We start from the raw sequence: 23,929 nt of genomic DNA on the forward strand, positions 1-23,929 counted from the left end.
TTCATGATACAAAAAATGTAGGAAAACCAACAGTTCTAACCTGCCGTTTTCCTACATTTTACGGGTGCCTTTTACACACGCCCCTAGATACGGCCATGCATACCCTACGAAAGAATCTTAATGGAGTAATTAATGCCGCCAAATCGTCCTACTCTAACGGACCGATAGAAGGCATCAACCGTAAGATCAAGGAGCTCAAACGTGCTTGTTATGGCTTCTCCAATCAGGCCAATATGTTCACACGCGTCTACCAGCTGATTGCCTAGATTATCTACCACAATAACGTCACGATGGTAGGCTTATTTGTTATGCCTTCAAGTACGATATTCAGACGACACACCAGATTAAACGCCGCAACTAATAAAAAAACAAAAAAGATCTCCCACACGAGGAGATCTCCAAAGGATAGAAACTATCCTTCAACACCATTTGACAAAGAGCCGTTAAAAACATGACTAGTTTTTATCTTTATAATTTATTTTTATTAACGATTAAATTAGAATCTTGCCATACCTAATGCATGTTGAGCAGCTAGGTTAAGCAAACTCCATTGACGGTCAAATCCTGGTTGGAAGAAGAAGTCTTGTTCAGCCAAGTCTTCCAAGCGCATCTTATGACTAATTGCCAAAGCTAAAACATTGCCTTGAGCAGTAATATCATACTTAGAAAGGACAGCACCGCCTAAGATTTGGTGAGTATATGGATTAAAGGTTAAGCTGACATATACCTTAGGATTATCTGCTTCTGGGACATAAGCTGGACGCATATGATCTTCATAGAAGCTAGTTTGATAATCAAGCTTATTCTTAGCAGCTGAAAACTTATTTAATCCCGCAGTAGCGAAGTGATAGTCAAAGACGCTAAGAGCTGAAGCACCGATAACACCCTTGAAAGCGCGATCTGGCTTATCTTCAAAGATATGATCAACCACATATTGTGCTTCTCTTCTAGCAGTAGTAGCTAAAGCAATTGGCATTGGCTTACCTGCTGGAATAGAAAGTGGCAAAATTGCATCTCCAATAGCGTAAACGTCTTTAACATTCGTTCTCAAGTATGGATCAGTCTTAATCCAGCCTCTTTGATCTAAATCAACTGTGCCCTTTATCCAATCAGTATTAGGAGTTACCCCTGCTGAAACAACAACCAAGTCAGCTGGTATATCGCCTTGATCGGTCTTGACGCTTTCAACTTTTTCATTACCGTTGAAGCCTTCAATTTTAACGCCCATCTTCAAGTCCATATTCTTCTTAAAGGTAGGTTCCAAAACATCAAGCAATTCAGGGTTCAAGTAAGTTCCTAATGGACGATCAATCATGTCCATTAAAGTTACATGCTTGCCAGCTTTAGCAAATACTTCACTAGCTTCAGTACCAATATAACCAGCACCAACAATAGCAACATTCTTAATTGCTGGATTGTTAACAGCACTCATTAACTTAGAAGCCCAATCACGTCCACGCATTAAATAGATATTCTTAAGATCATTGCCAGGTACTGGTAAAACCTTTGGCGTTACACCTGATGAAAGAATTAACTTATCATATTGAACTTCTTCTTCAGAATTATTGGTTAAATCCTTAACTGTTACTGTCTTATGTTCAGGATGAATCGCGGTTACTTCATGGTTGGCATAAACATGACCGCCCTTCTTTTCAACATCTTCAGGAGCAAAGTTTCTGACGTCATCTTCAGCCGTAACTTTATTTTCTAAGTATAATTGCATACCACAGGACATAAATGAAATAAAGTCGCCAGCTTCATAAACAGTTACATCTACATCATTATATTTATCCAACAGCTCAATTGCTGATTCATGACCACCATGTGAAGCACCAACAATTACAATTTTACGTTTATCCATAAAATCCTCCTAACACAATAGTTTCTTCATTACATTTTCAAGGGTAACACTTATTACTTAATGTCTATCATATTTTGCTCAATAAATTTGCTTCACTGCTTTCAGTGTTGCCCGATATTGATCAGTGACTAATCGATCAGGCCGACCATTGGTCGTCAAGAGACGCTTCAAAAAGTGATAGGATGCGGTATAATCGCGGTGTTTTCGTAACTCAAAATCCATGGTCAAACCGTTACTGTCAATAGCGCGATACAAATAGGCCCAACGGCCTTTAACTCGAATATAGGTCTCATCGATTCGCCAACTTTTAGCGTGAGCTGTTTGATGCCGACGCCATAGAGCCTTAAAGATGGGGCCATAGTGATGAACCCAACGCATGACCGTGGTGTGATGAACAGTGATACCCCGATCCCGAAGCAATTCAACGATGTCACGATAGCTGAGACTGAATCTGAAATAGTAGCCAACGGCTACTAAGATGATGTCCTTTTGAAAGTGGCGTCCCTTAAAGTGATTCATGCGCGCAATCCCTCGTTTCTTGGCACCCAGTATACTAAAATCAAGTCAGCGAGGAAAATTTGCACCAGAACCAATAATATCACACCGCACCGGTGTTAGTTAGCAAATCAAAAACTATTATTTAGAATATAATTCGGACTTATTTTCTTGCTTCTATTGCTCGTTCAATCCGCCCCTCATCATAAAGCCGCAATACAAAATACATCCCCACATAAATAACCAACGGAATCCAAACATAATTCAAATCAATCATGGTGAGAGTTGCGGCATTCTGGGTTCGATTGGCAACGTAACCCGAAAAGTGAAACAAACCAGCTGTAATCAAGCCGCCAACACCAAGGCCGACGTTAACGCCAAAGTCATCCGTTGAAGCCAGAACTCCCTCGGCTTGGATCCCCATGCTGGCACCATAACGGATTGTGTCAGCAATCATGATTGAGACGAGGCCGATAATGATCCCATTGCCAATCGAGTTAATCAAGACACCGCCAAACAAGAACCACAGTATTTTGGTATAAACCCCAATCGCAATCACGGCTTGACCAACCAGCGCTATTAAAATACCGCGAAGCATCGTTTGCTTCTTACTGCGAACCTCGGTAATTCGAATGATCAGCAATACCCCGATTAACGCTGCCAGGGTAAAACTGTTAGCTAGTGGTACCAGGTTTTCGTTTCCCACCGTATATTTAAAATAGTAAATGGTTGTCTGATTCTTAATTGCCGTCACCAGCCAGTACATGATAATCACGATTGACATAACGATCCATGGCTGATTATGTTTCAACATTTTTAGGACAGTTGTTAACGGTTGATGGGCAATTTCAGGATTCGCGAACCGTTCGCGAACATGGACAAACGTGTTGATAATCAAAAGAAATGAAATCAGGCTAAACACGATGATTGTGCCCAAGAACCCTTTTTGCTGATTACCGTGGCCGAAGAACGCAACCAAGGGTAATGTGAATACCGCCACCACAATTTGAACCGAACTGCCAAAGAATTGACGAATGACACCCAACAACGTCAACTCACGAGTATTCTGCGACATCGTTGGTAAGATTGACGTGATTGGCAGATTAACAGCCGTATACAGAAATCCAAGGCCTAAATACGTCACATATGCCCAGATTAATTTACCATTATACGAAAAGTTAGGCGTCACAAAGGTGAGAACCGCAAAAATAACGTAAGGTAACGAATACCAGAGGAAGAACGGTCGGCTCTTGCCAAACTGTGAATGTGTGTGATCAATCATGATCCCGATGACAAAACTTTCAACAACGTCAGCTACCCGCGCCACGACAAATAAAATGGCCACCGCGCTTGGTGTCAGTCCATAAACATCCGTGTAAAAGAATAGCAAATAGGTCGTCATCATTTGAAAGACTAAATTATCGGCGGCGTCACTTAAGCCGTAACTAATTCGTTCGGGCCACCGTGTTACCCATTTCGTCGTGCTTTTCATCCCATCATCGCCTTTATCGAAATTGTTAATCAACTTTATCATACTCTAAAATTTGGATGTAAGCTGATTCCTGAGACAACTTTTAAGTAAAGAAAATAGGGACCCTTTCAGTTAACATGTGCTAACCAAAAGGGGGCCCTATTTTCTTTTAATACCGTATTTCACACGGTATCGAATAAAGGTCGTCCGTTTAATCCCTGTATTACGGGCAACATCTACATCACTCATGCCTGCCTGATAAAGTTTAAAAGCATGTTGCAAGCGGGGATCGTCTTGGGTGTATTGGGGTTTGCGCCCATGATATTTACCCTGCTGCTTAGCTAAGGCAATCCCTTGCTGCTGGCGCTCAATAATTCGCTTACGTTCACTCTCGGCCTGATACTTATAGAGTTCAATAATCAAGTTGGTCATCAGTTGACGTAAATTTGGGTCAGCAATCCCTGTCATGGACGGTAAATTCAACACATCTAGGGTAGCACCCTTACTTTGAATGGAGTTCATGATCTTAGTCAAATCATAGTTGTTTCTGCCTAAGCGATCTAATTTAGTGACCATTACAATATCACCCTCACGAATATAGGCCAGCATTTTTTGCAGTTCTGGCCGATTAATGTTAGCTCCACTTAATTTATCCGTAAATAATTTATCAACGTCTTTTAAAGCCGCTAACTGTCGATCTAAATGTTGCTCCTTGGAACTCACACGCGCATAACCAATTTTAGCCATTTTCCAGTTCTCCTTTTGGACAGTTCTAATGAACACTTGTAATTCCTAGTATAGCACAGAAATAAAAAAGGCCACTAGGGTATACCCTATTGGCTAGATTGGTTTAGTCAAACAAAAATCTTAATTGGTTCCTTATAAGAGCATATAATTCCATCATCACAACTGTCCTGCTATAATTATGGTAAAGGTGGTGGATCTCGACATTGTTGCTGAATACGGCATTGATATTTCTAAACTGTATGACAAGATCAAAAATGTTATCGTTCGGGAAGTAAAGAATATGACCGAATTAGAAGTAATTGAGGTAAATGTGAATGTTGTTGATGTCAAGACAAAGGAGCAACATGAAAAAGATTCGACTTCTCTGCAAGATCGCGTGAGCGATGCCACAGACAAAACGAAGGAAGCCGTCAGTAAGGGCGCAAAGAAATCGAAGGAAACATTAGGTGACAGCGTTGATAAAGTAACGTCTGACAATAAATCTAGTCGTGTTAACTAAGGGAGTGAGTAAATATGGGACTTATTTGGTCATTAATCGTCGGGGCAATCATTGGTGCCATTGCTGGCGCAATCACTAACCGTGGTGCTGCTATGGGCTGGATTGCAAACATCGTAGCTGGTTTAATCGGTGCGTGGATTGGCCAAGGGCTCCTTGGTACTTGGGGCCCTTCGTTAGCTGGCATGGCATTGATACCATCGATCATTGGGGCAATTATTTTAGTTCTGATTGTTTCATTAGTTGTTGGTCGAACCAGTAAAAAGTAAGGGGGAATTTTATGGACGTCTTGAAAAATGTATTTAAGTTTATGATCGCTTCTACGCTCATTATAGGTGGTGTCCTCATCGGTGGCACCGTCTTGGCTGCTAAGAAAGTAGATGGCATTGGTGATACATTGCAACAAAAATTACATGGATAATTAGCCAAATTTATCTGTATTAGGCTTCTTAGAACGTAAATAATTGAGCAATTGAAGATCAGTTAATCAATATTTAAATTGGGAAGATAACCCTTTATAAATATAGATTGGAATGTTTTTGATAATTAATCAAAGCAGGCACTTTTTTACATAGGTGCTTGCTTTTATTTATGGTAGATTGCAAATTTAATCCGAATTTTTGGACAAATTTGCAATCTACCATCTACCTAAATAATATAAAAATTCTTTTTCATCGGCAACTTAATGTAAAGTGCTCCATAACTGTTAGATTTCTTGTCTAACAATTATGGAGCACTTTACTTTGGCCGGTTGCGGACAATCTTTTATTAGATAAAAAGTAACTAAGCCACTGCCTTTAAAGCGGCTCGCTTTTTTATTTACATTCATATTTTACCATCAGTGATTACCCATAGCATAGCAAATTATGAAACGCCTATTTGATAACTGATCATCTAATTGAGTTAATACTTTTCAACTTCACGCGAATCTATTATTCGCAAGGTACTCACATACATTATTTCACCGTATATGAGACTTGGTCTGTAATATCACAAATCTCAGAAATCTTGGCAATAATGGCTAGAATAACCGAAGCGGAGAAATTTGTTTCGATTACGGTACCATTTTCAAGCGTGGCCGGTGCGTTGTGAGGCCTAAAGAGCATTCGACTTATCTGATTGTTTTCTTTAATCCGATCATAATTAAGACTATCCCTATTCCAAAGATCATTGAGGAATATTTTCAACATTTGTTTCCATGTTTTTACTGGATATTCGTTTTCATTAATTGTTATTTGAACAGCGGCTTTACCCGTCACATCAACTGTTTGATCAATTGTGTACTCACCAGTAATTTCTTCTTCATTAACTTCTTTGATGTTTGGCATCGGAAAGATTTGGATTAACTCATCTGTTAACTCTTTAGTGCGGTCGATAATTGCTTCTTTTCCCCATTGATTATACGTTTCAGAAACTTCTCGAGTAAGAGAAACATTTGAGTCCTTATAAAATTCTTTTTTCTCACTATAAGGCTTATTACTCATCTCCTGATTATATTTAGTTAAAGTCAGGTTACCAAGCGTACCACCATACTGTTCTTTAACCTTATCAGCATTAGCAACCTGAAGTCGCCATTCTGCGTTCAATCGTTGTGGCATGATATGCTCAACCTGTGCATCATCAAAATTAATTGTTTCTCGAGTCCTATGTTCTTCAAGGATCACCAATGATAATTTTGCTAAATGATTTCTTTGATGATAAAGGTCCACTTCCATCAAACTTTCCAATAACTTTCGATTGTCTGGAAAGTTTGCCTTTAGCAACCGAAGTAACCTGAGGCGTAGGTTACCACCCTCTTTAGATAAATCACATAGGCCTACGACAATTTTATTTAAACCATTTGTTGGCATTTGACATGCCTTTAATCGGAAAAGATAACCTTCCAAAATATGTGCTAACTGAATGGCTTCTTCTTGATTAATTTTTGCTGTATCTACTAAATCCATTAATAGCATTAGATAAGGAAATACAACCTTACTATCCATCACATTGATATGCTCTAATATCTTATTAAACCGATCATCAGCAGATTTGTGATTCAAAATTTGATCGTAGTAACTAGCAAATTTAAAGAGGTCAGCGAGAGCTTGTTCGGAACTTAACCCATTTGAAATGAAGTAGTCCTTATAGCTACTATATACACCATTTTTTTTAACTGACGTATGTGTTTTGACAACCAAATAATGCCGAATAAATTCAGCAAATGTTTTAGTAGCAAACATACGCTCAATTTTAACCCAATAATTTTTATATAATTTCGTTTGTTGCTGTGAATCAAGTCTCATTAATAGGAAGTTTCGAACTAGATCAGAAGGTGATAACGAAACTCCCGTCGAATTTAAACTCTCAAAAATAACTTGTGGATTTTCTTCATTTGGATCGCTACTTAACTCAATGTAAACCATATTAAAATGGTTCATCGCTTCATACAGTTTAGAACTATCGATGTCACTGCTTTTAATCAGTTTTTGAAAAAGGCGATAATTATCGATAACTTTTGAAGGCTTATCAAAATCTAACCTATTCATTACTGAATAAAATGCTTCATAGTCATGTTCAACCGGTTTTAGTTTAAGATGATTATTATCATCCAGATATTTATTAGTTAAATACTCTTCCTCAATTTCCGCTTGGTCGTGTTCATCAGCAACCGACAATGCTTTTAATAGTAAAGTTAAGCTTGTTATGCGCTGCTGACCATCAATAATGCGATATATATGACTCATCTTATTACCGGTTTCGGTAACATAAACAATTGCACCAATAAAATGATCAGTATTAGTTTGCGCCGCAACGGTTAGGTCTTTAAATAATTGTTTACATTGTTCTCTATCCCACTCATAATTTCGCTGGAAAACAGGAATTTCAAAAATTGTTTTACCATTCCCCAGGAAATCAAATAAGTGTATGCTATCAGCTTTCATACTATTCTTCCTCCCCAAATTCGCGTTGTACTATTTCTGGCAGCGTACCTTCTTGCTTAATTTACGTCATTAAATTCGTTCAAGTTATTTCTTGCAATCTACCATTTACCAAAGAAATGTGTTTTGACAAAAATACCGACTGATATAGCAAGAACCAATAATAATGTTGCCTTGAAATCTGTCATAAATCTAAATATTAAAAACAAAAGCAGCCCAACTACCAAAATTAAACATAAAAACTCAATAATTTTTTCCATGTATCCCATTTTACACTAAGATACCAACGGCTGTGGCAATAATTGTTGCTGCTGTGTTAGCAATCCCCTTAGGAACACCACATGCTTTTAATCCTTTGGCAATTGCACTCTCCAAAGCTGCTCCAGTTGCCACACCGATAGTATTATTCCAGATATGCAAAAACTTAGCTTGGCTAACTTTTTTACCGATTAATTTTGCGACTTTCTTGTACACAATCTTAGGTAATGTCTTAGAAACATACACTTTTCCATATTTAGCAGCTAACCGTGCCATTAATCCTAATGCTGCTCTAGACTGAAAGCGAGGTGTTGTTATAGTTGCAGGTGCACTTTGCGATACCTCAGCTTTTAATTCGTCCTGAAGTTTAGCTGAATAGATACTAACTACATTTTCTTGATTTGTCGTTAAATTATCCATGTCATATGTATCAATAAGATTACCTAATTGATCTGAGTTCATACTTTGATAATCAATCTTTGTAACAGATGAAATTCCTTCTGCATCTGCAAAAGCAGATATAGAGGGAACAGCAACACCACCTAAAGTCATAGCTGTTAATGTCAATGTAATTAGCCGAACAGATTTTCTCATAAAAAACTCCCATGGAAATATATTTATCGATTTCATTTATCGATGTTCATATGATCGCAAAAGTATTGGCGATAAAAAAGAAACCATGTATTTACGTAACTAGCTAGTTTCCTTTATAGTTTTATAGGGAGCTGGCGTAAATTAAAAAATAGTTTATGCAACATCTTGTATTGCTTGTTAAACACCCCATTGTGCTGATGGTTAGATTAATAATTGTACTAAATAAAAGCCAAAGAGAATCGATTCTCTTTGGCTTTTTTATGTGGTTGATGCATGATTTCAATCCCATTTAGTAATTTACCATTAGTTTTAAGAAGAAGTATACTGAATTATCTCAAGCGTCCTGAGAGAGCCTATATTTCTATAGATTAACTGCTTTACTTTTCAAAGAAATCCAATAATCCATTTTATTGTCCGTAACACGCGACGACTCGTTCAATAGCTGTACTTTTGAGATTGATCTAAGATACCTTTAATACCTTACTTTTTGGGAAAAGTAGCCTAAATTTTTCTGATATTGTAGATTGTAAAATTATGAAGCCTAAACGCTAATCTGTTCGCGTATAATAAACTAGTGAGTAATTTAAAAGCGGGGGAAGGACTGTTTTTATGTTGGAACTGTCGTTTGAAAAAGAAGTTGTTAAAACCTTAACGACTGGAAGCAATCAATGGGTGGAACGCAAAGACCTATATGGTGCGACCCCGGATCAATTATGGGCTAATTTTCGTGATAAATTAAATAACAATAACTATGCTAAATTGCAGGGACACCCTTTAACTGATACCGAATTTAATCAGGTTAAACGGGCGATTGAGGTCCGGACACCTTACGAAGCAGCTAAGTTACTAGCCGCCGAAAATGGCATTGGCAAAGTTGAAGTTGAACGTGATGATGCTAAGCTGGGCACGGTGACGCTCGAGTTGTTTTGGAAAGCGGACGTTGCTGGCGGTAAATCTAGTTATGAAGTGGTCCGACAAGCAGTGCGACCACGGTTAGCTGGTACTCAAGATGTCGATCCTGATCGCCGTTTTGACGTAACCCTATTGATTAATGGGTTACCCTTAATTCAATTGGAACTAAAAAAAGCCACGGTCGAACTTAACCAGGCTTTTAATCAAATTGACAAATACGCGCAGGAAGGTAAATATACGGGGATTTACTCGCTGTTGCAAATGTTTGTGATTATGACGCCGGATAGTACGGCGTATTTTGCGAATGCCGAACCGGATCATTTCAATAAAGCCTTTTTGTTCAATTGGCGAACGCGGGATAATCACCCCGTGGAAAACGGCTTAGCGTTTACGCGCCAAGTCCTTAATATTCCCATGGCCCACAAAATGGTCAGTGAATATACGGTCATCGACCAAGAACGTCAGAGCTTAATTCTCTTACGGCCTTATCAGATTTATGCGATTGAAGCCGTGATGCACCGGATTCATGACCATCAAGATGGCTTTGTTTGGCATACCACGGGTTCTGGTAAAACACTCACCTCATATAAAACCGCTAAATTAGCGGCGCAAGATCCTGGTGTCGATAAGGTCATCTTCTTAGTTGACCGGCGGGATTTAGACGAACAGACAACTAGCAACTTTAGTGCCTATGCCGCCAATGATGATATTGCCATTAACGAAGCCCAAAATACCGGTGATTTAATGCGTAAATTGCAACAAAATGACGGTAAGGTCTTGGTCACCTCGATTCAAAAACTTCATCGGGCGGTCAAAAAAACGCAAGCCCAGCTGGCAACCGGTAAGCAATCCCGCTTTAGTAAAACTTTAAAGCAACGGGTGATCTTCTTTGTTGATGAAGCCCACCGGTCGCAGTTTGGTAAGATGCAAAAGGAAATTCGGGACGCGTTTGTCAATAGTAATTGGTATGGTTACACCGGCACCCCCATCTTTAATGAAAATAAAAAACAGCTCAAGGGTGATCTAGCGGTTACGACTGAGGAGCTATTTGGTAAAGTCTGTCACGTTTATAACTTACGAGACGCCTTAGAGGACCAAGCCGTGTTACCGTTTAACGTGGAACACGTAACGACGATTGGGAAAGACACGTTGATAACCCGGGCCCTCGAAAAAGAAACTCAGCGCGTCAAAGCGCGTCGTGATAAGCAAGGCCGCCTGCTGAGTACGGCTGATGAGGCAAAAATTCAAGCCAAGATTCAAGCGATGTCAGTGAAGGACCTGGAAGAAACGTATTTAACTCCGGCTGACTTTGAGACCGATGAGCATATTAATCAAGTTGTTCAATATATTTTACAAAAAGGCCCGCGTAAAACGAGTTTGGGTCATGGCAACTATAATGCTATTTTGACCACCAGTTCCATTGAAATGGCGCAACGCTATTATCAAGCCTTTAAAGCCGCTAAAAAGACTACTCACAATCAGCTAGATCCTGATTGGCCCCGAATTGCAATTACTTATTCATTAAGTGAAAACGAAGATCAGAGTGCGCAAAAACATGACCAAATGGCCACCATTTTAAAAGATTATAATCAGCAGTATCACACTAATTTTGATTTAGCCGATTTGAATCTCTATAACGAAGATGTCGCAAAACGGGCTGCCCGGCGTGAGGCGGTCTTTGCTCATTTGCAACCCGATCAGGAAATTAATTTAGTGATTGTGGTGCGACGGTTATTAACAGGTTTTGATGCCCCTCGGCTAAACACGCTCTTTGTTGACCGCACCTTAGCTTATCAAGAACTTATTCAAGCCTACTCACGCACCAACCGGCTCCAAAACCGGGAATTAAAACAAGAAGGCCAAATTGTGACCTTTCGGGTGCCGGCAATCATGGAAGCGAATGAACGTGAAGCTTATAAGTTATATAGTGGCGAAGGCTCGTTTAATGTCATCATTCGTCCCACTTATCAGCAGGCTGTCTTAAAATTTCAAAAGGCTGTGGTCGATTTAAAAGCCATTGCTCAAACGCCGACGGCGGCCGATGACCTGAAAGGAACCACTGCCAAGGTACAGTTTGTGAAAGCCTTTCGCCAAGTGAATCAGCAATTGAATTCCTTATCGATGTACAACGATTTCACTTGGAAAAATAGTGAAAAAGCTTTTGGTATCGCTCAGCCCGAAGTAGAATCCTATACGGGTAAATATCTGCGGATTAAAGCGGCGGTTACTAACCAAGAGCCTGAGAAAGTCCCCGAAGAATTAGCCGCCTTAGACTTTTCCCTAGCCGTTGGTTCAGTCGTCTTGGTGGATTATGATTATTTGACGCAATTAATTCAAGATTGGATTGATGAACAGCAACAGTACACGACACCTGATCAAGCCCAAGCCCATATGACCGATTACCTGCAAAATAGTGCCAAAGTACAGGCTAGTTTGAATAAATTAGCGGAAACGCAACCGCAACAGGCTCAGTTAATTCGTGAAGCCATGCCCTATATTGAACAACAAATGCAACAGTCTCAGCAACAGAGTGACCAAAATAAAGCGCCAGTAGCGTTGAATGCTCGGGAGTTGGTGGCTGATTATGCCCAGAGACAATTGGTCAAAAAAACGTCGGTATTCGCCCACACGTGGGGCTTAGATCAAACAGCCCTATTGCGGGTGGCGCGTGAACACACCGTGGGTACCGATGAATGGCATCATGAACAAGAATTAACGCAGTCAGCGAATTTAGCAGCGGCCTTACAAGCTCAAACTGCCACTGGGCCGAAGATTCCAGCTATTTTGCCACTATACCGGATTAAGTCCCAGGCCGCTTGGCGGCAGTTTATTGAACACGATTTAGCAATTTATCTACAAAAATAAGTGAGGTTAAACAATGTCAGAAAAAACAATGCAAGCTAGTCAACTTGAAAGCGCCCTATGGAATGCGGCCGATGTCTTACGCGGGAAAATGGACGCTTCTGAATATAAAAATTATTTATTGGGGTTAATTTTTTATCGGTTTCTATCTGAGAAAACCTTAACGACCTTTAGTGATTGGGCAGGCGAAACCGAAAATGTCACCCGGAAATATGCTCAGTATATGGATCCGCAGTTTGAGTTGGAAGGCGTCTCAGTGCAGCCCAGTTTAGTTGAGTATTTGCAAAACACGCTCGGCTATTTAATTCAACCACAAGCGTTGTACACCACCCTGATTGGCAAGATTCAAGCCCATACTTTTGCGTTAGATGATTTATCCCAGGCACTTCATGATCTGGAACAGTCGACGCAAAATCTGTCTTCAGCGCAAGACTTTTCGGGCTTGTTTGCCGATGTGGATTTAAGTAGTAATAAATTAGGCAGTTCTTTACAACAACGGAACCAAACTATTAGTGATACTATGTTAGCTTTAAATGCGATTGATCTTATCCATCATCAAGGCGACGTCCTAGGTGACGCCTATGAATACTTAATCGCGCAATTTGCCAGTGATTCCGGTAAGAAGGCGGGTGAATTTTATACCCCACGGCAGGTGTCCGACATTATTGCCCAGATTGTGACTTATCAGCGCAATGCAGGTGACAAACAAGTTCGAACTATTTATGATCCAGCAGTTGGTTCTGGTTCACTGCTATTAAATGTCGGACAGCACGTGCAAGACCCCAATTTAGTGAGTTATCACGGCCAAGAATTGAACACCACGACCTATAACCTGGCCCGAATGAATTTAATGTTACATGGGGTCTCGTATGACGATATGCATTTACGCAATGGCGACACGTTAAGTAAAGATTGGCCGGTTGACGAACCTTACTTATTTGATGCGGTCGTTATGAACCCGCCCTACTCGGCGCACTGGGATAACAGTGACAAACGTTTGTCTGATCCCCGCTTCCGCGACTATGGCGTCTTACCGCCTAAATCTAAAGCCGACTTTGCCTTTCTGCTACACGGATTTTATCATTTACAAGAGCACGGAACTATGGGCATTGTCTTACCCCATGGCGTGCTATTTCGGGGGGCTAAGGAAGGCAAAATTCGCCAAAAGCTTCTGTTAGATAACCGGATTGATGCCATTATTGGGCTACCCGCTAATATTTTTCATTCCACCAGTATTCCAACGTTGATCATGATTTTAAAGAAACATAAAACCACTGATAACGTCTTGTTTATTGATGCGTCACGGGAATTTGAGAAGGACAAGAATCAAAATAAGCTAACGGCAGCCAATATTCAAAAAATTGTGACCACTTATCAAAACCGGCAAGATGTCGATAAATATGCTCATGTGGCCTCACCGGCGGAAATCAAGGAGAATGACTACAACTTAAATATTCCGCGCTACGTTGATACATTTGAACCGGAACCCGAGATTGATCTGAACCAGGTCAAAGCTGATCTAAAGCAACTGGACGAGGAAATCAGTCAGAATGAACAAGCCTTTAATGAATTAGCTAGCCAGTTAGTGGCCACCCAGGAAAATGACCAGTCAAAACCGGAGGCCCACAATGAAAGATAACCAAGCTAAATATCCGCAATTAAGATTTAAAGGTTTCACTGATCCTTGGGAAAAGCGTACTTTAGGCCAAACTACAACCAAAGCCAAATCATACTCATTGTCACGCGATGTGGAACGTGATCATGAAACTGGATACCGTTATATCCATTATGGTGATATCCATACTGGAGTTGCTGATATTGTTACAGAGCACACCAAGTTGCCAAATATTGAACCAGCGAATTACGATGAACTCAGAGTTAATGACTTAGTAGTTGCTGACGCTTCTGAAGACTATCAGGGAATCGCTGAACCAGCTGTTGTTGTTGGTTTACCCACGCACCTGGTGGCAGGGCTTCATACTATTACTCTGCGCCCCAGCTCTGCGAGCTCCCTGTATCTTTACTATCTTCTCCACACCGACTCTTTTAAACACTTCGGCTACCAAATGGGAACTGGATTAAAGGTGTTTGGAATTAGCTGGTCGAATCTTTCAAAATTCACCTTCATGATTCCTTCTCGACCAGAACAAGAAATGATTGTTAAACTCATCGAATCCGTTGACAACCTGATCGCAGTCAACCAGCGTAAGTTAGATTTGCTCAAGGAACAGAAAAAAGGCTACTTGCAAAAAATGTTTCCAAAAAATGGCGCAAAAGTTCCTGAATTGCGATTTGCGGGGTTTGCTGACGATTGGGAAGAGCGTAAGTTATCTGACGTAGCTAATCACAGAGGCGGAACAGCTATTGAAAAGTATTTTGACAAAGATGGTGTATACAAAGTTATTTCAATTGGTAGCTATGGATTAAATAGCCAATACGTTGATCAAAATATTCGCGCAATATCAAATGAAATTACAGATGGACGAGTTGTTAATTCTGGAGAGCTCACCATGGTGCTAAATGATAAAACTGCTAATGGAACAATTATTGGAAGAACTTTACTGGTAGAAAAAGATAACGAATATGTTATCAATCAACGAACTGAAATTATTTCACCGAAAGAAAACTTTGATTCTAATTTTGCATATACCATACTTAATGGTCCTTTTAGAGAAAAAGTTAAACGAATTGTTCAGGGGGGAACGCAAATATATGTTAACTATCCTGCAGTTTCTAATCTAAATCTAGAACTACCTAAGATTGAAGAACAACAAAAAATAGGCTCTTTCTTCAAACAGTTAGATGACACTATCGCTCTTCATCAGCGTAAGCTTGAAAAACTCCAGGAACTAAAAAAAGGGTATCTACAAAAGATGTTTTGCTGATTCTAAATTTGATCAAATTTAGAATCCTATGAAACCCCATGACTTAATTTTTATTGTGCTTGGTCAACACTTAATTCACCTGTATAATGGATTACGCAGGAAGTTTTAAGGGCGGTGGCTGTCTTTTCCCTTGCGAGGTGAGGCCCATGGGAACATGGAAGAATCTTCAGGAAGGTTTCACAGTCAATGAGCGTCTTCCAGACACTCTCGTTGATGTTGCTGTTTGCAATGTTTATTTTAGCGTTGCTAACATACATCGACAAAAGGAACAAATAAAAAAGCCGCCCTGCGTAACTTTGGCTAGGTTACAGGGTGACTCAACTATCATTTTTTAACTAATGCCACCGCCTTTGAAGCGGCTTGCGCGGGAAGTCTTGTTAGCGCAAGACTTCCTTTTTCTATTACATTATAGCATGTCCCTTAAAAACTGGCTAACGTTTTAGGCTTTGATCAGGTTCAGAATCTGGTTGTTTGATTTCTGGATGCTGTTCAGCAAATGCTTGTAGCTGTTTTTGTGTTCGATTACTGATTTCATGGTGTATATCATTTAGTTTATTTTTTAGTTCTGATTTTTGTTGTGGGTTCCTTGCTTGCTGAACTTGTTGTTGCAAGCTTTGATAGGACTTATTCAGTGACTGGGCTGCTAGCTTTTTTAAATCGTGCTCAGGTCCTTCTTGTGCTTCTTGCAAGCCTAATTGTTTGGTTAACCCGTCGCTAAGCTCAATCACTTTGTTACTAACTTGCTGGATTTCACTTAAAGCGCTATGGATCACGGCTTTATCTTTAGCCCAGGTGGCCACGTAACCGAGTGAGTAGTTGCTGGTATCAACGCCAATATTTTGCATGGCAACATACGCAACCGCTTCGGCTTGGGTTTCCTGATAGGCTCGTGGCCGATCTTTAAAGGCTGATTTTAAGCCGTGTAGCTGGCTATGCGCATATTCGTGGTATAACGTCTTTAGTTTCAAAGCATTGTCGGGCTCATCGCCACCAATGACGATTTCATTAGTGCTGGGTTGAAAATACCCCTTAACCCCATTTAGCGTCGCTAAAGGCACTTCACTGACTTTAAGGTCGGTTTGCTGGTTTAAATAATCTTTGAACGCGTTATATAAGCTTGTCACATTCTGATGATCAGCCAAATTTTCTTTGACAAAGTCTTTAGCACTTAACACTGGTTCACCGCTAGTTTGTGCCACATCAAAGACGGGTAGATAGCGATAACCGACAATGGCGCGCTCATCGGTGGTATCAAGATGCTTCTGCTCGACTGGTGTTAGCTTCTTAATGATCGGAGCTGCAATCCGAATCGCTTTTGCGCCCCGGTTGACGGTGGGGTTAAAAGCCTTCTGCCATTGCTTAAAACCGGCGACTTGAGTGGCTTGAGGATTTTGCGCATAAATTAAATCAATGTTTCTGGCGCTATAACGATGAAATTTAGCCAGGGTATTGAGATACTTTTTAAATTGGTCACTATCAGTTAATTTTAGGATTTGCTGTTCAGCCTGGGCGACTAATTGTGCTTTCCAAGCCTTAACATCTGCTTTATTTGGCATAAGTTACCCCTCCTCATCTTCAAAAATATCATTCAGTATGGGAGCCACTTTTGTTTGAATTGAGGTCGTGCCATAAAGGGCAACGTAACCGTCAGACAATTTTTGCCAAGCCACTTGATAATAGGCTCCGTTACCAGTGATTTCTTTTAGATACTTGTAGGTTCCTTTAGCCTGCAAAACTGGTAATTCACTCCCAATGACTTCTAATTTATTATCCATTTTATGATCTCCTTTGCTTTGCTAATCTCACCCGTTGTTTAGGTTTACTTTTGGCTTTATAAAAGTGAACCTAAATGACGGGTTCACCAACCGGAACGTAGTGCAGGGCGGTAGGCAGGTTCTAATCAAAATCAAAACTTAATTTATGGCCGTCAAGCTTTAACTTGGCGTCAAACGACTTTCCTTTTTTACTCTTGAAACCCTTTAATTTGCTCGTTTTCCCCTTGGTGACCAACGCTTTAATTGCGGTCTTACCGAGGGTCTTACTGCTCCATTTCTTGGGCAGGGTAAAGCTTTCGCCTTGCTTAGGCTTTACAATGTAAAACTTCTGTTTATTTAAAACGGTCGCTTGCGGTGTTTCTAAGAAGACCTCGTCGGACTTTTGTGCTTGCTGTTGGTGATTGATTTGTTGCTTAATGGCTGCATTGCCGGTTAATTGTGTGGGAACATCAGCGATTAACTTCGCCACAAACTTCTTGATTTGGCTCAAAAAATTATCCGGAGTGCGTTCTTCGGTACTGATTTGCTGTAACGCTTGCTCCCATTTAGCCGTCATTTCTGGGCTAGTTAGCAAGGGTTCGAGTTCGACCGCTTTACATAATGTTATCCCGGCTTCACTGACGTGCAGCTTATTTTTTTCAGTGACGAGATAGCCGCGTTTTTTTAATATTTCCAGTACATTTGCCCGGGTCGCACTTGTCCCAATGCCTTGCACGTCTTTGAGAATCGCCTGGGCTGCTTCATCATCAAGCGTTTTACCGGCCGTCTTCATGGCCGTAATCAGGGTACCTTCGGTAAATGGTACCGGCGGGGTCGTTTCTTTTTGCGGCGTTTGCAGATTTGCTTGGACTTGATCGCCTTGGTGAACGAGCGGTAAAGTTGCTGCTGCTTGCTGGTCGGCTGTGTGATCATCAAATAATGCTTGCCAACCTTGCTTCGTTGGGACCTTACCCGTTGCTTTAAAATTGGCGCCACCAACTTGGGTGATAATGGTGGTTTCCTCGTACTCATACGGATCAGCAAACATCGCTAACGTCGTTCTTAAAACCAAGTCATAGACCTGTTGCTGTAATTTAGGTAAGGCCGCTAATTGATTTTTCGTCGGCACAACTTTAGTCATGATAATAGCGTAGTGTTCTTCAACCTTTTTCCCATTGACGTAACGTTTATTCGGGGTGGTATTGGTTAAAGCGACTTGCTTAGAGACTAACCCCAGATACTTCGTCAGATTAGCCACTAAATACTCAAATTCTTCATCAGTGATATAAGCACAATCCGTTCGGGGATAACTCAGCAACTTGGCTTCATATAAACTCTGAATGGCCGCTAAGGTTTGGCTGGCACTGGCATGATACCGTTTATTCATCGCACTTTGCAGACTGGATAGCGAGAATAGTTGGGGACTAGCACGCTTTTTACCTTGTTTTTGGACGTTCTTGATTAAACCGTCCTGTGAGCCTTTCTGAACGTGTTTAGCTTGCATGAATGTCATTAGCCCTACTTCGTCTTTAAACCGCTGATAGGGGTCTAATTTCGCGGCGAATTTTTGCTGATTGGCTAAAATTTCCGCATTTAGTTCAAAATAGGGTTCCGGCTTAAAGTTTTTGATTGCCTGGTCTCTTCGATAAACCATATACAAGGTTGGCGTCTGCACGCGACCAATTGAGTACACCCCGCGCACCCCTTTTTGTCTTAACAACAAAGTATATAAAGGACTGCCATTCATACCAATTAACCAGTCACTAATTTGACGGGTTTGGGCTTCTTTATAAGCCAAATAGTCTTTGTGCCAATCACCAAGATTTTTAAAGCCGGTAATAATCGCGTCTTTTTCTAGGCTATTCAACCAAAGGCACTTAATCGTTTTCGACTTAACATCAATATGCGCTTGGTTCATGATCGACCACGCGATATTTGACCCTTCTCGACCACTATCGGTGGCCACAATAATGGTATCGGCTTTCGTTAACAGGTCTTTAACGACCTTGAATTGGGCTTTTTTACTAGCTGACACTTCAAACTTGTATTTATCGGGGAAAATCGGTAAATTAGATAAGGCCCATTGCTGGTATTTCTGATCATATTTATCCGGTGTGGCTAGTTCAACTAAATGTCCGAGACCATACGTGACAAGCGTATTATCGGGCAAAACAGGGTCACTAACCGTATAGTAACCCTGTTTTTTTGTGCTCTTTTGAAAGGCTTGGACGTATGAACGGGCTTGACTGGGTTTTTCAGCTAAGATAACAGTGGTCATGTTCGTTCACTCCTTATGATTCAATTTTTGATCTAATTCTGTTTTGCCTTGTTCAGCCGCTTTTAACCAGGTTTAACGGTGCATTTTTTATTCCGATTACAAGTGCATGCCCCCATCTTCATGCCGATTTCGAGTTTGGTGTTGCCGTTGCTTTTTCGCCATTTCCCACTCAGTCTCTTTTAAACCTTGCGCCTGTCTTTGTCGTTGGTAATCTTCATCACGAGCATATAGAACAGTCATGATCGCGTCACTAAAGGCCGTCTTTAAGTAGTAGTTTGGACTAACTGGCTTATAATTTAACGGTTGATAATGTGCCAGCTGGGATTTTCGATATTGATCGTCCTTAGCTTGTTGCTCTTTTAACTGTTTTTGGATTTTCTCAATCTGACTGTTCTTAATCGTTGGATCGACTTTACATTCACCCAAAAAGAGTTGTTTAGTGCCGTCATGCTTTAAAACCCGTTGTAAGTGATGATTCTCTAACTGATCTAAGCTAAGCTGTCCCGATAAATAAGCTAACCCTAATTGATGTTCTTGGGTACTGAAAACCCTCGGTGGGTTTTCTTGCCATTGTGCCATTGTTTCGACTTTTAATGGCTTTAAAGTTGGATCATAGTACATCACGGCTGTATAGGCCTGTTCTTGTCTAACTAGTGAAAGATCATCTAAATCACCATTAGGAAAGGCTCTTTTCAATACTTCATGGTATTGCGTTTGAATGACTTGCTTAACTGCTATGATTGTCCGTAGGTCTTTGACTGCTCTCGTAATCGTTTGCTGTTCTGCTGGTGAATACTTTTCTAGTAGTCCTTTATCGACGTGTTCTAGGCTTTCTAAGCTATCAGAGTGGATCATTAGCGTATATTTCAGATCAATTTTGGCCTCTTTTTCTTGTTGCATTAATAACTTAAAACCAACGTATGGCCGCTTGGTAAAGGTCAATAATTGCTGGGTCAATAAATCATCACGAATATTCATTAAACGTTCGTTTAATTCACTGCCTTTGAAAACTGTTTGCTCGCTTTCGGTTTCCTTAATTAATTCTCGTCTTTCAGCTTGCGTGGTCTGTTCAAAATTAAGCTCTGGATAAAGTTTTTTCGTGGTACGATCGACCACTTTGTTTAAGAGTTCATCTGCCTTTTTTAATGAGCTTTCTTGTTGGTTAATTGTCAATAATTGTTTAGTCACATCTTCACCAACTGCATGTTTAATTAAGGTGCTATTTTTCCAATTAAATAGCATGCGCCGTTTATCATCTAAACTCTCCAAACTGATATAAGTTTTCAGTTCATGGCTTAACTCATTGACCACCCGTTTTTCATTAAACGAGAAGTGTTCACTTAGGCTATCTAAGTGACCTCTATTGATTGCTTTTTCTTGGTTGTTTTTATAACTGGCTTTGGCTTTGCGATAGTTCTTTACTTGTTGGTTAAATTCTTTTCTTTCATACCGCTTACTATTAATTCCCTCGTGTTGGGTTGGTGTATCATCTATTCCCTGCTCAGTAAATGATTTTTCACTGATCCGATCGGGAATATTTTTTTGCTCTAAAACCTTATTGACACTAACTGCCCAATTATGACGCCATTCAATTATTTTTTCTTTCTTATCCCAATCGACCATCAGTATCTTTCTACTCTTAGGGTACTTGCTAGTTCCGGTATACATTTTATTGCCATTCTCATCTAAAATATATTGCTTTTTACTCTTGATTCCCCATGTTCCGTCTGGGTTAAATGGTCGGTTAGTTAACATCACATGTGCGTGCGGATTATCTTGGTGGTCGCGATGAATCGCTACATCAGCTACCATGCCTTGATCAACAAAATTTTCTTGCACGTATTTTGTCAATAATTCTTTCTGTTCATCTTCGCTTAGTTCAACTGGCAAAGCCACGTTAAACTCTTTCGCATACCGAGAATTTGCTCGCCGATCTTTTCTTTCTACTTCGTTCCATAATTTTTCTCGATCACTGGCCCATGCTGGTGCATTTTTAGGAGTTAAAATAAAACTCTCTGGTATGACTGACCGAGCATAGAAATAGTGGCGACCTTCTTGATCATCAAATAGCTTTTCACCACTTCGATAAGCGGCACTGGCAATCGCACTTCGTCCTTTCCCAGCACTAATATTACTAAAACTCATGTGGAATATTGCCATGTCAGTCACCGTCTTCCTTTGATTCTATGGGTTTTGACCTTGTTGTCGCCATCGGCGACTTCTAATACAGGATTTTGGCACGATTTACCCAACAAGTATTTAGTGGGGTGTAAGTGCGCATTGACCTCGTTTTACTCGGTCTGCTGATTCTCCTGAATTTACTTTTAGTGTATGCCTTCCGCTTCGCTATTTCAAATTTTATACTTTGACTTAACGTTTCCTATATGATATAGTTTCGGTGATTATTTCTAATATGATTGGAGGGATCGTTATGTCTCAAAGTAACTTAGAAAAACAAGAAGCTAAATTAAAAGCCCTTAATCAAAAAATTAAGGACGAAAAAAATAAGATTGAACAACGGCTAGGTAAACAAATCATCAGTCAAGCCAATTTAGATTATGCTAATTTATCTAATGACAATATCAAGTCCTTATCCAAAAAAGTATCCGAGTTTTTAAAGGAAAAGTCCGTAGATCATTAGTCATAGGAGATGGGGAATTCCATGCCTAATCAATATGAAAAACTAATTGAACAACAAGCGCGTTTAAAACAAAAAATTGAGCGGGAAGATTTTAAGTTACGCCAATCTAAGTATTATGAAAATCGACAAGCACGAAAAGCCCGTTCTTGCCGATTAATTCAAAAAGGGGCTTTATTAGAAAAGTACTTTCAAACTAATAACCTCTCGGTCGAACAAACCGAAGAACTTTTAAAAACATTCGCTGACTATGTTAACGCCCATAAACCGGATAAATTAAAAAACGATCAACCTAATAACTAGGCCGATCGTTTTTATTTTCACGATTGTTTTTTGGCTTAATTTCTGGATTGTGTTTAGCAAAGTCTTTTAACTGTTTTTGAATTCTTTGTGTAAGCTCTGCTTTACTTTCTTTGTGCTTCCTTTTACTTGATCGCTGTTGAATTATCTTTTGACCCTTACCTCTTCTTTTTGATTTTAGGTCAAGCGTAAAATCTGAAATTTTATTTTGATCTAGCTTACTTAAATGACCGATTTCTTTAAAGTTTAAACCGGCTTTGGGAAAGCGATAAATATTACCAAGATCGACCCAGGAAGGTTTCTTCAACCCAGCGGATTGCCAATCTTGAATCAGATAATATTGTTGCTTGATATAAGCCGACTTCTTTTCATACTGACTAGTAATTTTAAAAGCCTCGACCTTCTGTTCTGATACCCGACGAATTAAAACTGGCCGAGACTTGCCACCGTTAGTTTCTACAAAACTAACGTATAGGCTGACTAAGTCATTAGTCCTCGCCTGGATCGTTGAGCCAATCAGCGACCTCTTTAGCGTCTTTGAACTCGGTGACTGGTGTCCCTTCGGTCGCCTTTAAAAAGCGTAAATTAGCTCTTTCTTCTTCGCTTAAAGACGCATTAAAAGGTAAAGCACCATTAGCAACAATCCGCTTGTAAAACATGTTAATGGCCGTGGTTGGATTTAAGCCCAATTCGCTTAAAACTGCTTCGGTATCATCGGCCAAATCTTTATCAATCTTGACTTGGACCCGTTTCTTTTCCTTAACTGCCATGATTGTCTCATCTCCTTTTTTGCTACTACCATTATACTACCTTTTGAGTATATGATCAACGGATAAAACCCTGGCCTCAGACCACTTGAGGTTGGCATTGATCTAAAGGCTGAACTTTTGAACTAGTTAGCTCTGACACTTATTTAAAAGCCCCTTTTCTTCTGTTTAAGCCAGTTAAATATAGCTTAAGCATAAAGGGGTGAGTAAGTCTCAAAACCGTTTAGAAAGGATTTTGCAGCCTTCTAGGACTAGTAGTACAACCCACTGTTGTCGTTGTCGGCCGGCTTTTCTTCTTCGGGGTGTTTGGCCGCGTATTCTCTAGCCGCTTGTTTATTCCACCAAACACCAAATAGATTTTGCATGGTGCCGTACAGGTAGTTTTCCACGTTCTTGATGTCCTTCTCATTGCTTCTTAGGGCGTTAAAGTAACGTCTCAAGGCTTTAGTCATTAAAAATTTAAGTTCTTCGTCGTCCGGTGGGATTATGACGCCAATATCTTTATGATCCTTCTCAACTCGGTACTTAGCATTTAAGATAATGCCAATGAAGCGCCGCATTTGTTGTGGGGTACGGCACCAAAAACTAAGTAATTGCACGGCTTCGGGTTCTAAGAAGCTGTCCAAGATCTATGATTTTTGATATACTTCTATGTAAAAAGCGAGTTTAAGCTATGAAAAATTATCCCAG

General features: G+C 40.1%; 21 protein-coding genes and 3 pseudogenes. 10 read left to right on the forward strand and 14 right to left on the reverse strand.

The annotated features are described in order from the left end of the window. On the forward strand, nt 1-266 hold a 266-nt coding region (locus tag NGM66_RS12975; RefSeq protein ID WP_258115779.1), incomplete at its 5' end, for a transposase. Between the two features lie 230 nt (nt 267-496). Here the strand turns inward: NGM66_RS12975 and NGM66_RS12980 are convergent. The 4 genes and pseudogenes from NGM66_RS12980 to NGM66_RS12995 all read right to left on the reverse strand — a co-directional run bounded on the left by NGM66_RS12980 (nt 497) and on the right by NGM66_RS12995 (nt 4,574). Beyond that, complete coding sequence (locus NGM66_RS12980; protein ID WP_042749386.1) at nt 497-1,861, reverse strand: NAD(P)/FAD-dependent oxidoreductase; 1,365 nt, start codon at nt 1,859-1,861, stop codon at nt 497-499. An 84-nt stretch (nt 1,862-1,945) separates the two neighbouring features. Further along, nucleotides 1,946-2,380, reverse strand: a pseudogene (locus NGM66_RS12985) (IS6 family transposase); the annotation flags it as partial. A 139-nt stretch (nt 2,381-2,519) separates the two neighbouring features. Next, nucleotides 2,520-3,848: a glycoside-pentoside-hexuronide (GPH):cation symporter gene (locus NGM66_RS12990; RefSeq protein ID WP_057707484.1), complete on the reverse strand. Its 1,329-nt coding sequence runs from the start codon at nt 3,846-3,848 to the stop codon at nt 2,520-2,522. Nucleotides 3,849-3,986: 138 nt separating this feature from the next. Next, nucleotides 3,987-4,574 (reverse strand): recombinase family protein, encoded by a 588-nt coding sequence (locus NGM66_RS12995; RefSeq protein ID WP_258115780.1) that lies wholly within the window; start codon nt 4,572-4,574, stop codon nt 3,987-3,989. A gap of 190 nt (nt 4,575-4,764) precedes the next feature. Between NGM66_RS12995 and NGM66_RS13000 the strand changes: the two are divergent. From NGM66_RS13000 to NGM66_RS13010, 3 genes and pseudogenes are all read left to right on the forward strand, one after another. After that, nucleotides 4,765-5,073, forward strand: a pseudogene (locus NGM66_RS13000) (Asp23/Gls24 family envelope stress response protein); the annotation flags it as partial. Nucleotides 5,074-5,087: 14 nt separating this feature from the next. Continuing rightward, nucleotides 5,088-5,339, forward strand: coding sequence for a GlsB/YeaQ/YmgE family stress response membrane protein (locus NGM66_RS13005; protein ID WP_003680323.1), 252 nt, complete (start codon nt 5,088-5,090; stop codon nt 5,337-5,339). 11 nt (nt 5,340-5,350) lie between these two features. Then, a complete protein-coding gene (locus NGM66_RS13010; protein WP_258115781.1) occupies nt 5,351-5,491 on the forward strand; it encodes a hypothetical protein in 141 nt (46 codons plus the stop codon). 535 nt (nt 5,492-6,026) lie between these two features. On the opposite strand, the gene NGM66_RS13015 is transcribed toward NGM66_RS13010, so the two are convergent. The 3 genes from NGM66_RS13015 to NGM66_RS13025 all read right to left on the reverse strand — a co-directional run bounded on the left by NGM66_RS13015 (nt 6,027) and on the right by NGM66_RS13025 (nt 8,843). Further along, nucleotides 6,027-7,994 (reverse strand): DUF262 domain-containing protein, encoded by a 1,968-nt coding sequence (locus NGM66_RS13015; protein WP_135368991.1) that lies wholly within the window; start codon nt 7,992-7,994, stop codon nt 6,027-6,029. A 98-nt stretch (nt 7,995-8,092) separates the two neighbouring features. Beyond that, nucleotides 8,093-8,251, reverse strand: coding sequence for a hypothetical protein (locus NGM66_RS13020; protein ID WP_258115782.1), 159 nt, complete (start codon nt 8,249-8,251; stop codon nt 8,093-8,095). Between the two features lie 10 nt (nt 8,252-8,261). After that, nucleotides 8,262-8,843, reverse strand: a complete 582-nt coding sequence (locus NGM66_RS13025) for a hypothetical protein (protein WP_204122204.1) — start codon at nt 8,841-8,843, stop codon at nt 8,262-8,264. Nucleotides 8,844-9,452: 609 nt separating this feature from the next. Here NGM66_RS13025 and NGM66_RS13030 point away from each other — a divergent pair. The 4 genes from NGM66_RS13030 (at nt 9,453) to NGM66_RS14355 (ending at nt 15,778) form a co-directional block, all read left to right on the forward strand. Then, nucleotides 9,453-12,620 (forward strand): type I restriction endonuclease subunit R, encoded by a 3,168-nt coding sequence (locus NGM66_RS13030; RefSeq protein WP_258115783.1) that lies wholly within the window; start codon nt 9,453-9,455, stop codon nt 12,618-12,620. A gap of 13 nt (nt 12,621-12,633) precedes the next feature. Beyond that, nucleotides 12,634-14,256, forward strand: a complete 1,623-nt coding sequence (locus tag NGM66_RS13035) for a type I restriction-modification system subunit M (RefSeq protein ID WP_258115784.1) — start codon at nt 12,634-12,636, stop codon at nt 14,254-14,256. Next, entirely contained in the window at nt 14,246-15,502 is a 1,257-nt protein-coding gene (locus tag NGM66_RS13040) for a restriction endonuclease subunit S (RefSeq protein ID WP_258115785.1), read from the forward strand. Before NGM66_RS13035 ends, NGM66_RS13040 begins: the two co-directional genes overlap by 11 nt. 213 nt (nt 15,503-15,715) lie before the next feature. Next, nucleotides 15,716-15,778 (forward strand): putative holin-like toxin, encoded by a 63-nt coding sequence (locus NGM66_RS14355; RefSeq protein ID WP_230083882.1) that lies wholly within the window; start codon nt 15,716-15,718, stop codon nt 15,776-15,778. A 155-nt stretch (nt 15,779-15,933) separates the two neighbouring features. Here NGM66_RS14355 and NGM66_RS13050 read toward each other — a convergent pair whose 3' ends face one another. From NGM66_RS13050 to mobQ, 4 genes are all read right to left on the reverse strand, one after another. Further along, entirely contained in the window at nt 15,934-17,058 is a 1,125-nt protein-coding gene (locus NGM66_RS13050; RefSeq protein WP_258115787.1) for an ArdC-like ssDNA-binding domain-containing protein, read from the reverse strand. 3 nt (nt 17,059-17,061) lie between these two features. Next, nucleotides 17,062-17,277 (reverse strand): hypothetical protein, encoded by a 216-nt coding sequence (locus tag NGM66_RS13055; protein WP_039106706.1) that lies wholly within the window; start codon nt 17,275-17,277, stop codon nt 17,062-17,064. Between the two features lie 121 nt (nt 17,278-17,398). After that, nucleotides 17,399-19,534 (reverse strand): type IA DNA topoisomerase, encoded by a 2,136-nt coding sequence (locus tag NGM66_RS13060; protein WP_258115788.1) that lies wholly within the window; start codon nt 19,532-19,534, stop codon nt 17,399-17,401. Nucleotides 19,535-19,630: 96 nt separating this feature from the next. Next, entirely contained in the window at nt 19,631-21,694 is a 2,064-nt protein-coding gene (mobQ, locus tag NGM66_RS13065; RefSeq protein WP_258115790.1) for a MobQ family relaxase, read from the reverse strand. 253 nt (nt 21,695-21,947) lie between these two features. On the opposite strand from mobQ, the gene NGM66_RS13070 reads away from it, so the two are divergent. Together NGM66_RS13070 and NGM66_RS13075 are read left to right on the forward strand one after the other, a co-directional pair. Further along, entirely contained in the window at nt 21,948-22,175 is a 228-nt protein-coding gene (locus NGM66_RS13070) for a hypothetical protein (RefSeq protein ID WP_080952786.1), read from the forward strand. Nucleotides 22,176-22,196: 21 nt separating this feature from the next. Continuing rightward, the gene (locus NGM66_RS13075; protein ID WP_258115789.1) at nt 22,197-22,475 is read left to right on the forward strand and encodes a hypothetical protein; all 279 of its coding nucleotides are present in this window, start codon (nt 22,197-22,199) and stop codon (nt 22,473-22,475) included. On the opposite strand, the gene NGM66_RS13080 is transcribed toward NGM66_RS13075, so the two are convergent. From NGM66_RS13080 to NGM66_RS13090, 3 genes and pseudogenes are all read right to left on the reverse strand, one after another. After that, nucleotides 22,465-22,977 carry a hypothetical protein gene (locus tag NGM66_RS13080; protein WP_258115791.1) on the reverse strand — a complete coding sequence of 171 codons (513 nt, stop codon included), beginning with the start codon at nt 22,975-22,977 and terminating at the stop codon, nt 22,465-22,467. The two genes, NGM66_RS13075 and NGM66_RS13080, sit on opposite strands and share 11 nt — an antisense overlap. Further along, nucleotides 22,961-23,242 carry a type II toxin-antitoxin system RelB/DinJ family antitoxin gene (locus NGM66_RS13085; protein ID WP_204122209.1) on the reverse strand — a complete coding sequence of 94 codons (282 nt, stop codon included), beginning with the start codon at nt 23,240-23,242 and terminating at the stop codon, nt 22,961-22,963. Before NGM66_RS13085 ends, NGM66_RS13080 begins: the two co-directional genes overlap by 17 nt. Nucleotides 23,243-23,490: 248 nt before the next feature. Further along, nucleotides 23,491-23,865: pseudogene (locus NGM66_RS13090) on the reverse strand (replication initiator protein A); the annotation flags it as partial. Nucleotides 23,866-23,929 lie beyond the last annotated feature (64 nt).

The sequence above is a fragment of the Levilactobacillus yiduensis genome, from assembly GCF_024718525.1.
Classification (GTDB): Bacteria; Bacillota; Bacilli; order Lactobacillales; family Lactobacillaceae; genus Levilactobacillus; species Levilactobacillus yiduensis.

What these genes read in the sequence shown, in the direction of transcription:
- NGM66_RS12980 (WP_042749386.1), bottom strand. Translation starts at nt 1,861, where the DNA reads ATGGATAAACGTAAAATTGTAATTGTTGGTGCTTCACATGGTGGTCAT.
- NGM66_RS12990 (WP_057707484.1), bottom strand. Translation starts at nt 3,848, where the DNA reads ATGAAAAGCACGACGAAATGGGTAACACGGTGGCCCGAACGAATTAGT.
- NGM66_RS12995 (WP_258115780.1), bottom strand. Translation starts at nt 4,574, where the DNA reads ATGGCTAAAATTGGTTATGCGCGTGTGAGTTCCAAGGAGCAACATTTA.
- NGM66_RS13005 (WP_003680323.1), top strand. Translation starts at nt 5,088, where the DNA reads ATGGGACTTATTTGGTCATTAATCGTCGGGGCAATCATTGGTGCCATT.
- NGM66_RS13010 (WP_258115781.1), top strand. Translation starts at nt 5,351, where the DNA reads ATGGACGTCTTGAAAAATGTATTTAAGTTTATGATCGCTTCTACGCTC.
- NGM66_RS13015 (WP_135368991.1), bottom strand. Translation starts at nt 7,994, where the DNA reads ATGAAAGCTGATAGCATACACTTATTTGATTTCCTGGGGAATGGTAAA.
- NGM66_RS13020 (WP_258115782.1), bottom strand. Translation starts at nt 8,251, where the DNA reads ATGGAAAAAATTATTGAGTTTTTATGTTTAATTTTGGTAGTTGGGCTG.
- NGM66_RS13025 (WP_204122204.1), bottom strand. Translation starts at nt 8,843, where the DNA reads ATGAGAAAATCTGTTCGGCTAATTACATTGACATTAACAGCTATGACT.
- NGM66_RS13030 (WP_258115783.1), top strand. Translation starts at nt 9,453, where the DNA reads ATGTTGGAACTGTCGTTTGAAAAAGAAGTTGTTAAAACCTTAACGACT.
- NGM66_RS13035 (WP_258115784.1), top strand. Translation starts at nt 12,634, where the DNA reads ATGTCAGAAAAAACAATGCAAGCTAGTCAACTTGAAAGCGCCCTATGG.
- NGM66_RS13040 (WP_258115785.1), top strand. Translation starts at nt 14,246, where the DNA reads ATGAAAGATAACCAAGCTAAATATCCGCAATTAAGATTTAAAGGTTTC.
- NGM66_RS13050 (WP_258115787.1), bottom strand. Translation starts at nt 17,058, where the DNA reads ATGCCAAATAAAGCAGATGTTAAGGCTTGGAAAGCACAATTAGTCGCC.
- NGM66_RS13055 (WP_039106706.1), bottom strand. Translation starts at nt 17,277, where the DNA reads ATGGATAATAAATTAGAAGTCATTGGGAGTGAATTACCAGTTTTGCAG.
- NGM66_RS13060 (WP_258115788.1), bottom strand. Translation starts at nt 19,534, where the DNA reads ATGACCACTGTTATCTTAGCTGAAAAACCCAGTCAAGCCCGTTCATAC.
- mobQ (WP_258115790.1), bottom strand. Translation starts at nt 21,694, where the DNA reads ATGGCAATATTCCACATGAGTTTTAGTAATATTAGTGCTGGGAAAGGA.
- NGM66_RS13070 (WP_080952786.1), top strand. Translation starts at nt 21,948, where the DNA reads ATGATTGGAGGGATCGTTATGTCTCAAAGTAACTTAGAAAAACAAGAA.
- NGM66_RS13075 (WP_258115789.1), top strand. Translation starts at nt 22,197, where the DNA reads ATGCCTAATCAATATGAAAAACTAATTGAACAACAAGCGCGTTTAAAA.
- NGM66_RS13085 (WP_204122209.1), bottom strand. Translation starts at nt 23,242, where the DNA reads ATGGCAGTTAAGGAAAAGAAACGGGTCCAAGTCAAGATTGATAAAGAT.